The 16293-nt window shown below is 43.3% G+C and carries 12 protein-coding genes; 9 read left to right on the plus strand and 3 right to left on the minus strand.

Annotated features, from left to right (window positions below; translation table 11 throughout):
- The first annotated feature begins 29 nt into the window (after nucleotides 1-29).
- The 8 genes from NXX38_RS23800 to NXX38_RS23835 all read left to right on the plus strand — a co-directional run bounded on the left by NXX38_RS23800 (nucleotide 30) and on the right by NXX38_RS23835 (nucleotide 11983).
- Nucleotides 30-1100, plus strand: a complete 1071-nt coding sequence (locus tag NXX38_RS23800) for a FecR family protein (protein WP_258981397.1) — start codon at nucleotides 30-32, stop codon at nucleotides 1098-1100.
- 23 nt (nucleotides 1101-1123) lie between these two features.
- Entirely contained in the window at nucleotides 1124-4102 is a 2979-nt protein-coding gene (locus NXX38_RS23805) for a TonB-dependent receptor (protein WP_258981399.1), read from the plus strand.
- Nucleotides 4103-4110: 8 nt separating this feature from the next.
- Nucleotides 4111-5298, plus strand: a complete 1188-nt coding sequence (locus tag NXX38_RS23810; protein WP_258981401.1) for a DUF4876 domain-containing protein — start codon at nucleotides 4111-4113, stop codon at nucleotides 5296-5298.
- 91 nt (nucleotides 5299-5389) lie between these two features.
- Nucleotides 5390-6955, plus strand: coding sequence for a DUF6850 family outer membrane beta-barrel protein (locus NXX38_RS23815; RefSeq protein WP_258981402.1), 1566 nt, complete (start codon nucleotides 5390-5392; stop codon nucleotides 6953-6955).
- Nucleotides 6956-6999: 44 nt separating this feature from the next.
- Complete coding sequence (locus NXX38_RS23820) at nucleotides 7000-8643, plus strand: zinc-dependent metalloprotease (protein WP_258981403.1); 1644 nt, start codon at nucleotides 7000-7002, stop codon at nucleotides 8641-8643.
- Entirely contained in the window at nucleotides 8625-9188 is a 564-nt protein-coding gene (locus NXX38_RS23825) for a hypothetical protein (RefSeq protein ID WP_258981405.1), read from the plus strand. The genes NXX38_RS23820 and NXX38_RS23825 overlap by 19 nt, the downstream gene beginning before the upstream one ends.
- Nucleotides 9185-11392, plus strand: coding sequence for a S46 family peptidase (locus NXX38_RS23830; RefSeq protein ID WP_258981406.1), 2208 nt, complete (start codon nucleotides 9185-9187; stop codon nucleotides 11390-11392). Before NXX38_RS23825 ends, NXX38_RS23830 begins: the two co-directional genes overlap by 4 nt.
- A 21-nt stretch (nucleotides 11393-11413) precedes the next feature.
- A complete protein-coding gene (locus tag NXX38_RS23835) occupies nucleotides 11414-11983 on the plus strand; it encodes a PepSY-associated TM helix domain-containing protein (RefSeq protein WP_004321502.1) in 570 nt (189 codons plus the stop codon).
- A 74-nt stretch (nucleotides 11984-12057) separates the two neighbouring features.
- Here the strand turns inward: NXX38_RS23835 and NXX38_RS23840 are convergent, their stop codons facing one another.
- The 3 genes from NXX38_RS23840 to NXX38_RS23850 form a co-directional block, all read right to left on the minus strand.
- Nucleotides 12058-12270 (minus strand): hypothetical protein, encoded by a 213-nt coding sequence (locus NXX38_RS23840; RefSeq protein ID WP_117934125.1) that lies wholly within the window; start codon nucleotides 12268-12270, stop codon nucleotides 12058-12060.
- Nucleotides 12271-12398: 128 nt separating this feature from the next.
- Nucleotides 12399-13265 carry a hypothetical protein gene (locus tag NXX38_RS23845; RefSeq protein ID WP_258981407.1) on the minus strand — a complete coding sequence of 289 codons (867 nt, stop codon included), beginning with the start codon at nucleotides 13263-13265 and terminating at the stop codon, nucleotides 12399-12401.
- An 868-nt stretch (nucleotides 13266-14133) separates the two neighbouring features.
- Entirely contained in the window at nucleotides 14134-15150 is a 1017-nt protein-coding gene (locus NXX38_RS23850) for an energy transducer TonB (RefSeq protein WP_004300861.1), read from the minus strand.
- A gap of 120 nt (nucleotides 15151-15270) precedes the next feature.
- Here NXX38_RS23850 and pheS point away from each other — a divergent pair, with 120 nt between their 5' ends.
- The gene (pheS, locus tag NXX38_RS23855) at nucleotides 15271-16290 is read left to right on the plus strand and encodes a phenylalanine--tRNA ligase subunit alpha (protein WP_148364701.1); all 1020 of its coding nucleotides are present in this window, start codon (nucleotides 15271-15273) and stop codon (nucleotides 16288-16290) included.
- The last annotated feature ends 3 nt before the right edge of the window (nucleotides 16291-16293 follow it).

Consider the following 16293-nt stretch of genomic DNA (forward strand, 5'->3'; position numbering starts at 1 on the left):
CCGGATCATATAATAAAACGAGAGAAAAGATGAATCAAGAAGATCATAATAAAACGGAGAAAAATCTGATTACTTTGCTCAACTGGTACCGGTTGAAACGGGTAAATGAATTTGCGGCACAATGCGATGAAGCACAAGCATGGGAATCAATCCAGCAACGCATCCGCCACCGTAAACGGATACGAATGTACACCTATTGGAGCAGCACTGCCGCTGCCTGCCTGTTAATAGCAGCTTTCAGTTTTTACACACTCACAGAATATGACCAATCTCTATTTACACACAGAGGGGAACAGAAAGCAACCCTGTTTGTAAATAACGGAGAATCTTACGACCTGCTGTCGCAAGATAAATCCATATTTAATGCAAACGGCATGCAAGTTGCTCAAAATACAGAAAAAGAATTAAGATACGACACTCAAACGAGTATACAAAAGAATGCAGGAAAGCATATTTTAAATGTACCCAGAGGAGGAGAATATAAACTCGTGCTTTCAGACGGTACACGCGTACACGCCAATGCCGAAAGCCGCCTTACTTATCCCGTTTCTTTTACCGGTAATAAAAGAGAAGTCTACCTCACAGGAGAAGCTCTCTTTGAAGTTGCCAAAGATACGCTCCATCCTTTCATTGTACATACCCCGTACGGTATAGTAGAAGTAGTAGGAACGCGGTTTAATGTCAATACTTACGAGAAGAATCAAACTACCGTAACCTTGGAAGAAGGAGCCGTAAAAGTATACTGCGAGGAAAAGAAAGGGACAGAACAAAAATCTCTTTCACCCGGTGAACAAGCTGTCATACAATCAAAAACAATTAATACACAAACAGTTCAGGTACAGGAATATACTTCCTGGGCAAACGGCATATACGAATATACCGATACGTCACTGGAAACTATTGTGCAACAACTTTCGCGCTGGTATAACGTCAACATGACCTTTACCGACCCGCAATTGCGTGAACGAAAGTTTGCAGGAGTCATCTTCCGCGACCAACCATTACAAAAAGCAGTAGATATATTATCCAAAGTTTCTAATGTACACTTCAGACAGAAGGGAAATGTTATTGAGATAACAGAGAACCGTCCCCAATATTAAACAGGAAAAAGCGTTGTTCAAATATGAAAAAATATCTTTTAATCCGGATGATGCAAACAGTAGCCATTATCCTGTTTGCCGCCAATGTATCGGCACAAAACCAAAATGTGGTCATATCAGTACGGAATATCCCGGTACGTACCGCACTGACCCAGATTCGGCAAGCTGCTAATGTACATTTTGTCTATGAAGAGAAGAATATTAATAGCCAACAGACTGTAACACTCAATTATCCGCAAGGGACATCATTGAGCACTTTACTCAACAACCTTTGCAAGCAAATAGGACTGACGTACGAAATCAATGAATCCGTTATTCTACTCTATCCTGCTCAAAAGCAAACCACCACTCATGACATCCATATCCTGTTATTGGAAAGGGGAAACAAACAGCCGCTACCAATGGCAACCTGCGTTCTCAATCCGCTAGGAGCTTATGCCGCAACCGACATGGAGGGAAAGGCAGTACTAAAAAACGTCCCCACAGGAAAATACATATTAAATATTTCGTATGTAGGCTTCGAGACTGTGCAACGGGAAATCAACGTTGAACAAAACCTGGATCTGACGATCCGCATGTCTCCCACTTCGCTAGCTTTGAAAGAGGTAGTAGTGGTAGCAAAACAAAATGCGGCCGGAGAATCTACCAGCTCCATTATAGGCAGACAAGCGATAGACCATTTACAGGCTATGAGCCTTGATGATGTGATGCAACTCATACCGGGGCACCTAATGAAAAATACAGATCTGACATCCCGTTCCAATGTACAGCTCCGTACTCTTGTTAACAATAACACCAATGCCTTCGGTTCGAGTATCATAATGGACGGAGTTCCCATGTCCAACAATGGTACACTATCGCAAGGAGGATTTTCAAGTACCGCATTTGTCGGAACAGACTTACGCCAAATTAGTGCGGACGATATTGAATCCGTAGAAATAATCCGTGGTATTCCTTCTGCCGAATACGGTGATTTAACCTCCGGACTTGTAGTTGTTCATTCCAAAATCGGACAAACTCCCTGGCAGATCAAGGGAAAGATAAATCCCGGAACAATGAATTACTCGCTCGGTAAAGGATTGCGTTTAAACAAAGATGCCGGTATCCTGAATTTCAATCTCGACTATGCACAAGCATGGGGAGATCCACGCCAGAAAACAAAGTCATTCGACCGTTACACCTTTAGCTTGGGATACAGCAAAGATTTTTCACGTATCTGGCATACAGACACAAAGGTACGTTACATGATGGGCAAAGACTGGAATGGAAAAGACCCGGATGCCATCGACGACGGCACTTTTCAAAAGAATCGCAACCAGCTGTTCTCACTAAGCCATAATGGCAAACTATCAATTAATAAACCATTCTCACGTACTGTTAATTACACATTAGGTGTCAGCTATACTCAAACAGAGATGGAAAAGAGCGCCATTGTTACCAATTCGTCCGGGTTGCTACCGATACTTACTGCCACAGAAACAGGGTATTATAATGTGCCTTTCGAGCAAAGCTCATATCAGGCAAGCGGAGGTTCCCTTAGCCGTCCCGGAAATGTATATGCCAAAGTCAGCAACACGTTCTTCGTAAAATCAAAGAAAACATATCAGAACTTCAAAATGGGAGTGGAATACCACTACGACTGGAATAATGCCCGCGGATATTATAATGATGACGACCGTTACCCATTGCAACCCAACAGTAACGGACGTCCCCGTCCTTTCTCCGATATTCCGAGCATCCATCAGATGGCCGCTTACATAGAAGATAACTTCCGTTGGGATATATCAGAAAACAGATTTCTGAAAATACAGTTAGGCGGACGTTTCACCACCTTACAGCCGTGGGCGGATGAAGCAACCTTTTCTTTCTCTCCCCGTGTAAATGCTTCGTTCTCCGTCAACAAATGGCTGAATATCCGTGGAGGATTCGGACTCAACTCAAAAACTCCCGGTTTAGATTATCTCTATCCCGACAAAAAGTACATCGACCGTGTAGCTGCCAATTATATGCCTCAAGACGACAAAGTCGGACAAATATTGATGTACCACACCCAAGTGTACAACGTGCAACGAACTAAAGGATTGAAGAATGCGACCAATCGCAAATGGGAGGCAGGGTTCGACATAAAGTTATCGGACAAGCATAAATTAAGCCTCATCGGTTATCATGATAAAACCGCTAACGGATTCGGATCGGCCACAGAATATTTTACGTATACAGCCAACTATTATTCTGCGGAAAAAGGACTGATTATCACTCCTGGACAAGCTACAAAAATAGATTGGGATAATCCAGAACGCACGGACCTTGTACTCAGTACGACCGGTAAAATAGGAAACACGAATGTCTCTATCAATAAAGGGATAGAAATGGACTTTGACTTCGGCGAGATTCCGGCACTGCACACTTCATTCTATCTGTCAGGAGCATATATGGAATCCAAGACCTACTCTACAGACATCAACAGTAGCAATCCTACCGATCTACCTACTGAATATCAGGTAACCAATACCATTCCATTCAAAATTGTATATCCATCCGGGCTAAACTATAGCACTTACCGCCGCTTTACGAACACTCTGCGGATTGTGACCAATATCCCGGCACTGCGTATGGTAGCTTCGTTCTCAACACAAGCCATCTGGTACAATTATTCCAAGAGCAACAATCCTCCGATGGACCCTATCGGATGGATAGACACAGACCTCTCTTATCATGAAATAACAGCAGATATGCTGGCAGATGAGAACTACAAAATAAAAGGAGTATCATTGAAAAGCCAACGCAAGAATCCTAAAGACAATGTGCCAAGCAAAGCCCCTATTACATGGTTAATGGCGGGACGCCTCACCAAGGAGCTGGGCAATATAGGCGGCATTTCATTCTATGCCAACAACATACTCTTTTACGAACCTTTTCTCAAAAACTCTACCTCCAACACGCTAGTACAGCGTAATACAGGTAATTTCAGTTTTGGTGTCGAATTATTCTTTAATTTATAAATCACAATATGAATAGAACAATTTCTTTTATTACAAAAATGATGTTTGCGGCTGTCACAGTTATCATGGCTGCATGTTCCTCTGACGACAATGCCACACAAGCATTGACCGTACAAGTGAAAGTATCCATGCCCGAAGGATTCAAGTCCGACATTCTATATACAGGGCACACTGTTACAATGGGTAAATACACCGCCATTACAAACGAAAAAGGTATAGCCACTTTCGAAGGAGTGATTCCCGATTTGTATGACATCTCTACTTCCTGCGAAATCACTGCAGAAGAATATGAAGAAATGACAGGCAACGATCCGCAAAATGAAAATTATGTGATTTCCGGCAGTCTATTGAAATATACTGTCGGTTCGTCAGCAACCATCGAACTTCAAACAAGTATTTCTGCCAAACAATCAATTGTTATCAGCAAAGTTTACTATGCAGGAACCAAAGACAACAATAATAAAAATTATCTGGCAGGTAAGTACATTGAGTTCTTTAATAACTCGGACCAAACCGTTGATATAGCCGGACTTTATTTCGGACTGGTAGAGTCGGAAAGTACTCCTGCATATACGCTTGGCTCCACACCGGAATATATTTACCTAAAGCAGATTTACCGTTTCCCATCTAATGTAGTCGCAGAAGTTGCACCGGGAGCCTCGATAATCGTTGCCAATAGCGCCATCGACCACACAGGAAATAATGAAGTAGATTTATCCAAAGCCGACTTTGAGGCTAAAGATACGCAGGGGAAAACAACCAACAATCCTGCAACCCCGGCTGTGGAACTGATATATACAACATTTCCCACAATCAGTAATATGAACCTGGTACAAGGTGGCCCCTGTTCTGTTGTATTATTCAGTACAGATGAAGATGTGACCTCATGGGAAACTGTATACGTTGACGGCAAGGATAAAGGAAGCAAGTTTGTCAAAACCCCTGTAAAATACATAATGGATGGTGTAGAATGTTTGAAAAACAAAAGTACGGGAGTAGATAAAAACACTAAACGTCTTTACAACTATATTGATGCAGGCTATCAATACACGGAGGCTACCACCGGATATACCGGAGAAGTAGTCTACCGCAAAACAGCCAAGACAGAAAACGGGTGCACCATTCTTGCTGATACCAATAACAGCAGTAACGATTTTGCCGTATCAAGTGAAATCAAACCGAGGGAATACAAATAATAGAAAACAAAAGAGACTGTGCCCCAAGAACATATAACCTTCCGGTACAGTCTCTTCAACTACTTCACGAAATAATTAAACCAATTCAGAAATGATGATGAACCATCGATATATACTCTTTACCGGTCTGATGGTAACTGCACTGTACATACATGCCCAAGATATCGAATTACAGACAAAAGAAAAATACGAGTACGCCGATGCTACCCAGTTATGGAGACGTACCCTGAATCCTGCCGGGCTCTCTTTGGATACGCTGACCAACCGGGGAATCAGTTATTTCGAATTCTCTCATCAGCAAGGCACACACTATCGGGTTCAGGACGGTGATGAGCAAAACAAATTATTGTTCACTTCAGAACGATACCAAAAAATTGGGAAATTTCTCTACGGATACGGGCGTTTTACCTTTGACATGGGACGGCAATTCAACCGTTCATGGAGCGACGTATTGCGTAGCCACCACTCCAATCCTTACTTTTCAGGAAGCTCCATCAAAGGAAAGTACGACTTCCAGAACTTCGACCTCTCGGCAGCGTTAGCCACTCTGCCTATCAAAAACTTCACTTTCGGCGCACGACTGGATTATAAAGTAGGAGATCTTTCCCGACTAAAAGACCCCCGTTCACGCACCAATCTGGCAGACTATCAACTGACTCCTGCCGTCACCTACACGTGGAACAAACACTCGCTGGGTCTTAGCGGTTATTACCATCGCAGAAAAGAAAAAATCCCCAACATCACCACCGTACAAACCGATCCGAACCTCAAATACTACACCTTTACCGGAATGGAAAATGCTGATGGTACCACTGGTGGTTACTCCGGTTTTGAACGTGAATTCGTCAACCATGAATTTGGCGGTGAATTGTCTTATCAATATAAGAACGAACGGATTCAAACGCTTACCACCCTTTCATACGCCAAAGGCAACGAAGACGTATGGGGAGACATCAAATATTCACCGGGAAAATATCACACTACCACCTACAACCTGCTTTCTATGAACCGGATCAAATCCGGACGCACAGAACACATCATCGACATTTCCATTAACTATCAGACAGGAAAAGCCGACGAATACCGTCAGGAAAAAATAATAGAAAAAGATCCGGTAACAGGTATCGAATCCTCCTACTGGAACACACTTCTCACGTATGACGAACGTTACACCGTCGATTTACTCAATGCCAATCTGCACTACCGCCTGTTGTGGAGTAATCATCACACCGGAGAAGCCACAGCCTACGCAGGTGCACGCGCCTATTTCCAATCGGTAGAAGATCAATACAATCTTCCGTCTTCATCACTTACAGTCCGCCAGGCAACTATCTGCATGGAAGGCGGATATTCATTCCTGCGCAAAAACAACCGTTCATTATGGATAGAAGCAGAAGCCGGATATCACATTTCGCTATCATCGGACCTGTCACTCAACGATCCGTCCACAGAATACGCCCAAAGTGTGCTTTTACCCGACATAACCTATTATGGAGCATCGTATGCGCACGGAAAATTGCAAATACAATATCAAATGCCTGTAACTATAAAAAAACACACCAACGTGTGGTTCGTCAAAGCCACAGGAGCATATCTGAAGACCGACAAGAAAACCGATTCCAAAATGTTCGGAATAAGTCTCGGACTGTACCATTAACCTTCCTCACCCCACAAAAACCAACCAGATAATTTACACCAATCATGATGAGAATTGCCAATAACAAACTTCGGTTACTACTCCTGCTGCTCTTTCCCACCCTCCTTTGGGGTAACTCTGCCCCCATGTTTCACATCCGGCAAAACGCCAAAGGATGTTTGGTAGAAATACCCAAACGATTGATAAACCGGGATTTCCTGTTAGCAGCCCGTGTGATGACCGTCAGTTCTCCCAATAATAAAGTCAAACTTTATGCAGGCCAGCGACTTTATGATCCGGTATGGATACGTTTCAAATATGACAAAGAACAGTTATATCTGTTACGTCCCGACTCCAAAAACTTATGTGAGGACACAACTCATCTTTCATATCCGGCTTATGCGCGCAATGCCATCACTCCCATAGCGGAATCCTGGAAAATAGAACAGGAGACAGACAGCTCGATTGTTGTAAACTGGAGCAAATTTCTTAGTGAGCCCATAGAAGGTGTAGACCCTTTTGGAGGGAAAACGTCACCAGGACGTTCCCTGCCCCAACTCAATAAAATACTTCAGGTAGACGTCCACGAAAAGAACCTGGAAGTCAGCGTACAGTATGTTTTTGAAGGAACCACCCAGCCTTTCCTCACTACGATACGGAAATCGCTGTTACTACTGCCTGAGCAACCCATGCAACCACGTATACACGATGCCCGGGTAGGATATGACAATATCCCTAAACGGAAATTCGACTTCGATACTTCCTCAATCGCAGCGGAAAACTACATCACCCGCTTCCGGATTGTCCCCTCTCCTAAAGATGTACGCAGTTATTTGCAAGGCAAACAAGTGAAGCCTCAACAACCCATCGTTTTTTATATAGACGATTCCTTCCCTCCTCTTTGGAAAAAAGCCATACGCAAAGGAATACTGGATTGGAACAAAGCATTCGAAGAGATTGGTTTTAAAGAAGTTATGCAAGCAAAGACATACGCCGAAGCCGGACCGGAGTTCGATCCGAACGATATACGTTTCAACTGTTTCCGATATGTAGTCAGCGATTTCCCGAACGCAATGGGGAAACACTGGGTAGACCCGCGTTCAGGAGAAATTCTGCAAGCAGATGTGTTGTTTCACAGTAATGTCATAGCCCTGCTACGCAAATGGTATTTCCTGCAAACATCAGCCTACCATCCTGCGGCACGCACGAAAACACTACCGGATGACATAACGGCACAATTAATCCGTTACGCCGCCGCCCATGAGATAGGCCACTGCCTCGGACTGGAACATAATTTCAAAGCCTCGTATGCCTATAATACAGAAGACCTGCGCCGTCCGGAATTTACAGAACGTTACGGCACCACCCCGTCCATCATGGATTATGCCCGGTTCAATTATGTCGCCCAACCGGGAGACGGCGTCCGTTACGTATTACCTCCCCTGTTGGGAGTGTACGACCGATACGCCATCCGTATCGGATACGCCTATCTCTCCCGCGAGAACACCCGAACTGTAGCCGGATGGATAGATGAAAAACAAAACGACCCCATGTATCATTGCGGACGCATGGCACCGAGCACCATCCCCACTGATCCTACCGTTCAAACCTCCGATCTCGGCAACGACCCTGTCGCATCGGCAACCTACGGAATCCGCAACCTTCAACAAATATTGACGCAATTGCCGGAATGGAACAAAAAAGTCTGACAGATAACCCGTTTGAGGAGATGCCCGCCACCTATACCGATTTGCAGCAAGCCTATTTCGACCATCTGGAACGTGTGATTCCTTTTATTGGTTTCTCCGATGAAGTATCCGGAAAAGCTGTCGAATTTCTTTGGAAAGAACTGCTTGGCGGATACAACTTCCTACGGACGGATGCCGTATGCAAATATGCCGGCAACCCAACCGAAGCCATCATAAAAGCACAAAAGACAATTATTGAAAAGATGTTTGGCAGAATCATTGCCGAACGAATCTCTTCGAACGAAACACCAGCAGGATTTACCTACGCCCATTATCTGGAAGTCTCTGCCAACTATCTTTTTACGGACAAGACACCGGACATATTCACACGACATTTGCAGGAAAGCTATCTCCAGACCTTGCAATCATTGCTAACAGAAGCACGTACCTCCTCTTTCAGTGTACTCTTCTCCCCGACGGTCAGCGAGCATCTTACCCGCATCCGCGAACAGTTAACAACTAATCCTTCTACCTGGAATAATTATTTAAAAAACAAAATACAATGAAGCTAACTACCATTATTTCCGCCTTCTACCTCCTCTGCCTGTTGTGCATACAACCCGTGCATGCCGATGGAGGCTTCTGGCTACCTACTCAAATACAAGGAAAAGTACATCAGGCAATGAAAAAACAGGGATTGCGTCTTAGTGAAAAAGACATTTACGACATCAACCAGTCGTGCTTGTCGAATGCTATCCTTTCATTAAGTTATGACAACAGTACATTTTCTCCCTCTGCCAGTGCCTCTTTCATCTCCGGTGAAGGACTGGTATTGACCAACTTCCACTGTGTCGCACGTTATCTCGAACATATCTCCGATGCAAACCACGATTACGTGAAGCATGGCTGCTGGGCTACCCAACGCAGCGAAGAGACTTATCTTCCGAATTTACAGGTCAATCAATTAATCACTATCAAAGACGTAACGACGGAAATCACACAAGATACCGGGAATCTTACCGATCAGGCACTTACCCAAAAGATCAACGAGAACGGGAATAAAATTGTCAAATCCCAAGCCAAAGGTCGCGGTGTAGAAGGAAAAATCTACTCCTTATTTGGTGGCAGACAATACATCCTGGCTGTCTTCCGCTGCTTCAAGGATGTGCGTATCGTAGCCGCTCCCCCCATCTCGATAGGGAAATTCGGAGGCGACACAGACAACTGGCAATGGCCCCGTTACTCCGCCGATTTCGCCATCTTGCGCGTTTATGCCAACGATAAAAACCAACCGGCAGCCTACAACAAGCAGAACCGCCCCTATCAACCCGACGCTCATTTGTCTATCTCTACCAAAGGAGTGAAACCCGATGATTTTGTGATGGTTGCCGGATATCCTGCACAAACAAGGCAATATGTCCCTTCGTTCGCCCTTGAGAAAATTGTATTCAAAGACACGCAAGCAGAAGCAGATATTGCCAAAATCAAGCTCGACTTCTACACACAACGTAAAGAAACGGCTGCCGACTCGCTTTATTCCTACTATAACATTAAGGCCGGAAGTGCTGCTAATGTCTATCTAAAATCAATTGGTGAGATCAGTGGTGTGAAAGAATCCGGCATCATTGCCCGGAAACAGCAGGAGGAACAGGCGATGACAGAATGGATTCTGTCTGATGACACCCGTACGCAACGCTACGGGGCAACATTGCTCGATGATATGAAAGCAAACTACGAACGTCTTACCCAACTGAACTTCACAGACCAGATGTTTCGCGAAGTCGCACTTTACGGTGCCAACGTCATCCCTTTTGCCGGAAAATTTGAAAAACTGGTGCAAATGGAACAAAGAAAAAGCAAGAATGTAAAGACTGCCATGAAAGGAGAAATCCGCAAACTGAAACCGCTTACCGTAGCATTCTATCGTGATTTCAGACCTGAAGACGACAAATATATCATGAAAAAGATGTTGGCTTATTATCTGGACCACGTAGATTCTATTTTCTACTCCACAGCATTGAAAAAGGTAGAAAAGCATTACCCTCAACATCTTTCTGCCTATATAGACAGCCTGTACGATCATTCCCCCTTGCGTAATCAGGAAAGTATGCTCGCACTTCTGGACAGTGTACCGACACAAGGAACAGCTGCACTGTCACAAGATGGGCTGTATCAGTTGTCACTCGGTTTCTATCTGGTGTATGTAGAAAAAATAAACCGTTTGAAACAAGCGTATCAGAATAAAAACATGAAACTCTACTCCTTGTATCTGCAAGCATACGCTGAAAAGAACAAGGGGACACAAATTGCATTTGACGCCAACCGCACCCTACGTTATTCTACGGGAAAAGTAAAGGCAGCCGTTCCCAGCGAAGGAGTCATCTATACTCCATTTACAACTGTTGACGGAATGCTCAGCCGTCATCGCCTTTATGCCGGAAACAAGGACTTCAATCTGCCGGCACGTTTCGTCAAACTCATCGAACACCGCCAACCCAGTAACTACTTTAACCAGAAAGTGACACCCACCTGTTGTTTCCTGACAGATGCACATACCACTTCGAGTAGTTCGGGCAGTCCGGTATTGAATGCCAAAGGAGAAGTGGTGGGTATCAACTTCGACCGTATCTGGCAGGGACTTAGTTCCGATTACGAAACTGCAGGCAATGAGAAAAGCCGTAACATCGCAGTAGATATCCGCTATGTATTATGGACTTTGGAGCAATTCTCACATTCCCAATACATATTAAACGAATTGGACATTCACTAACTTAGTAAATTCTATATAAAAATGTTATCTCCCAAAACACTAAAATACTTACGTTTAACGCACCGTTATGTATCTTTCATTTGTGCAGGCATCCTGTTTGTCTATCTCCTTTCCGGCTTCCTGCTCAACCACCGGAAAGAATTTACATTCATGAATCAGAAAAAGGAGCGCACAGTAGACTATATATTCCAACTCCCTGCCAATAAAGACGATTTTACAGAAGCCGATGCACGAAAGATTATCTCCGATCTCTCATGCAATCCCGACCTGTATAACCGTTTCAGCCTCAGTAAAAACAAACTGACCATCTTTGGCAAAGAGCAATTGGTAATCAAGTTGGATGCAACCAGCCAGCAGGCATTTATCAAAGAAATGCATCGTCCCGCTTTCCTAACCGCATTGAATAAGTTACATCGCAATCCGGGTTCTTTATGGACAATAACCTCCGATGCATTCCTCTTACTCATGTTTATTTTGCTCATCACCGGGTTACTGATTGTTCCCGGGAAAAAGGGATTGTGGGGCATCGGCGGAATTCTAACGATAATAGGAATTTTAATACCTATATTGATTTACTGGATGATAGTATAATTTCTTATTTTTATTTATCCGTATGCATCTTTCTGTACTATCTTTCCGTATCGCAGAAAACAAAAAAAGGACCTTTATTCAAGGTCCTTTTTAATCACTTCGTCCATTTCTTTTATACGTTTCTCACGGTCTTTAATGGGACCGTCTTTCTTGTCATTCTTAAATGCGTCATCGGCACGGTCGGCAACCTCGCCACTCCATTCCTCAAACTGGTTCTTAGCCGGACGACCATTCGGTTCGATATTTTCTTCGGCTATCGAATCATGCCTGTTAATCATATCATCCATAATTTCTCGTTTTAAAAGTTTATGGCTATAAGACAATACAAATGAAGAAAAGTTTTCTATTTTAATGATTTTTGAAGAAATCAGTCATGTTATTATACTATCAAAGAAACACTCCAGCCCAATCTGTGTCATTCATCCAGATACCTATATAAATTACAGTTACCGGCAACGTCCAGTACATTCAGCTCTTTCAAGCGTTTTTCCACTTTCTTTTGTGAAACCAGCCCGAAATTCCGTAACATATCACGCAATTTCCTAAACCCATATTGAGAAGTGATTTGTAGCAGTTCCCGGAGCGTTTTTATATCAGCTTCAGAAATGATCCGCTGCGACCGAATATCAAATTTCAATTCTGTGATAGGAGTATCGAGCAAAGCCTTTGCCGCTTTTATATCTTCGGGAATAAAAATTTCCGGATTCGTCTCTTCTGCCTCCCTCATGAGCATATCATTATCAAAGCCATTCTGGCGGGATTTCATTTCATACGCCCTTATTGTTGCTCTAAGGCGGATATTGTCTTCCTTATAAGTCCTAAGGAATCCCGCTTGAGATTTTATTTCCTGTACAAGTCCCTCAAATACTTTCTGCGCTTGACGATATTTCATGTGTTTCCGGACACTAAAATCCTTGATGTTTCCTTGCAAGACGGTATAGAGAAATAGCTGCCGTCTTTCATCATTTCTTATCATTCCGGCAAGCTCTTTTATTATTAACCGAATCAATGGGGTCAACTCTTTCAGCGATTGAAGCAGAAAAAGTTCCTCTTCATTTTCCTTCATCTTCTCATCCATCCGGCGTTTGTGTTCTTCTTCGGAAAGACTGAACCGGATATTTCGTTCAAGACAATCCGTCAGACTGTTTTCATCAAGCATCAGATAATCACCGATTTCTGAATAAATAATCTCCTGTCTTTTACACCAAGTAATAATACGTCTGGTAGATACCTGATACTTGGTTGCTGCTTCTTCAATACCAATCCATTGTTTTGTTGTCATACCTCGTTTTGTTTTTAGATGTATACGTCGCAACCAAATATAAAAAAGGTGCGAACGATACATATATTTCCCAACAGCGGTACTAGCAAAACCGACAGATGAAAATACAGTATGCCCGCACCAAAACTTATATATCGATAAGGATATAAGCTTGGCACGGACATTTGATTTATCATCTGTTTGAAAATTGCTAGTTTCCTGTTAGATAAATTAAATGTCCTATAAATACAAGTCCGGCTGTCAAAGGTCCGGTCCTTGATTGCAAATATACTTCTTTTTTCTGAAAAGAAAGATAATAAATGACAAGCTTTTTAGTTACAATGGAATTTTATATAAGATAAATAAGTAAACAACTACATGGGGGAATAGTTTCATCGGCGAGAAACTAAAGTTCCATCAGTGTGAAACTATAGTTTCACCTAAGAGAAACTAAAGTTTCAAGGCGATGAAACTGTAGTTTCACACCGCAAAACCAATAGTTTCAAGGCTTGAAACTATCGGTTACAAGGCAGATCCCGCCCCGTATGTACAGGGGTAATAAATAAAATAGCTTATCTGCCTGTGGTTAATACTATTCAGGCCATGAAACTTCATCTGTGATTTTTACTTGATTTGGGTATGCATCTCTACCATACCGCCTTTGCAGTGCGTTTATCTCTTCTTTGCTTTGCAGTGACAGCATTATTGCCGTCACAGTGCTGTCACCATGCTGCTGTCACGCCATTAACTTTTCATAATCAAACAGTTAAGTCACAATCTGTGACAGATGACAGCAAATTTATTTTTTTATTTATTGGAGAGAGTATAAGTTCAACTTATAAATGCAATATCTCTTTTTTTATTAATCGGACTTTGGATGCAAAGTTGCTTATTTATTCCGATAGAGTTGCGGACGGAAAGGAACATAAAGAGTGTAATTACTATCCGCCGGCTTTCCTCCCACCAATGCAGGTGACCATTTCGGCATCCCTTTGACAATGCGGAGAGCCTCCTCTGCAAATTCCGGATGAGTGGAACGTAGAATATGAGGACGAAGGATAACCCCTTCCTTATCAATAGTAAACTCACATAAAGCATAACCCGAAACATTCTTCTCCAAAAGCCCTGACGGATAAACCATTTCACTGGCAATATATTCTTCCGGAGTCATCGCAGAGAAATGAGCAGGTTCCTCCACCTGTCTTCCGGAAAGTGTCTTTGAACGGGGCCCCACCGGATAAATTCCGATATACATCGGCCGCTTATAAGCATCCGGCTCTTCCTTGGTACGCTGTTGCAATGCTTTTAATAAAGCAGCAGCCTCCACTGCCAACGTCTGTTCCGAAATATTTTCCCCTCGGGATAACATATAAGCCGACTGACAAACCAACACGAGACGTTCCATCAACGTTCCCTTTTCCGGCGACCATTTACGTCCCATCTGCTCTTTACCTTTGGCATCCGTAGAAGAGAAAAAATAAACAATTCCATCCAAACCAGCCGTAGAACCGTCCAAATCCTGTACCTGCTCTGTCACCAAACGAAAGATAGCCCCTAAAGACTGATATAGGGAAGCACTAATGACAACCGATTTAGTATCCACCGTCACCGTTCCCTTCTCCGCCTGCCAATAAGTACGCGATAATGTGTTCGAAACCAGCGTATAACGTCCGTTCCTCTTCTCTACCGACATTGCATACTCCGGCGAAAAGGAAGGGATAGCTGCAAAACGCGCATAAGGCTGTTTCTGGAAGCCTGTATTAAGTAAAGAAAACACACTACGATAATATTCGCCTAACTCGCCTGTATAAGTGGAAAAAGGCTTCACCGGCTCCAAATAGTCAATTTGGGCCGCAAGGCGAAAAGAAAAGGTTAAAAGCAGAAGACAGAAAACAATCTTTTTCATAAGTTGCCGGATTTTCGGTACATATCGGCAACAAAGATACAAATTATTTCGATGGTTCGTGATAAAATTATATCTTTGCACGGTTTTTACTAAGAAACTGAATAACAATACATCAAAAATATGATAGCTAAGATTGAACAACTTCTGAAAGAGGTGGAAGCCTTACACGCCTCCAATGCCGAAGAACTCGAAGCTCTCCGCATCAAATACCTAAGTAAGAAGGGAGCCATTAACGACTTAATGGCAGATTTCCGTAACGTAGCTGCCGAACAGAAAAAAGAAGTCGGCATGAGACTGAATGAACTGAAAACAAAAGCGCAGGACAAAATCAACGCGCTGAAAGAAATGTTTGAAAGTCAGGACAACGATTGTGACGGACTGGATTTGACGCGTTCGGCTTATCCTGTGGAACTCGGTACACGCCACCCGCTCACCATTGTAAAGAACGAAATCATTGATATCTTTGCCCGTCTGGGATTCAGCATTGCCGAAGGTCCGGAAATTGAAGATGACTGGCACGTGTTCTCGGCACTGAACTTTGCCGAAGACCATCCGGCACGCGATATGCAGGATACTTTCTTTATCGAAGCCCACCCGGACGTAGTATTGCGTACACATACTTCTTCTGTACAGACCCGTGTGATGGAAACGTCACAGCCTCCTATCCGCATCATCTGTCCGGGACGTGTATATCGTAACGAAGCTATCAGCTATCGCGCACACTGTTTCTTCCATCAGGTAGAAGCACTGTATGTAGATAAAAACGTATCATTCACCGACTTGAAGCAGGTGTTGCTGCTCTTCGCCAAAGAAATGTTCGGTGCTGATACAAAAATTCGTCTGCGTCCGTCTTACTTCCCGTTTACCGAACCAAGTGCGGAAATGGATATCAGCTGTAACATCTGCGGTGGCAAAGGATGTCCGTTCTGTAAACACACCGGCTGGGTAGAAATCCTCGGTTGCGGTATGGTGGACCCGAACGTACTTGAATCAAACGGAATAGACAGCAAAATATACAGCGGTTATGCTCTCGGTATGGGTATCGAGCGTATCACAAACCTGAAATATCAGGTGAAAGACCTCCGTATGTTCTCTGAAAACGATACGCGCTTCCTAAAAGAATTCGAGAGCGCTTACTAAATT

Source organism: Bacteroides sp. BFG-637 (genome assembly GCF_024793605.1).
Classification (GTDB): domain Bacteria; phylum Bacteroidota; class Bacteroidia; order Bacteroidales; family Bacteroidaceae; genus Bacteroides; species Bacteroides vicugnae.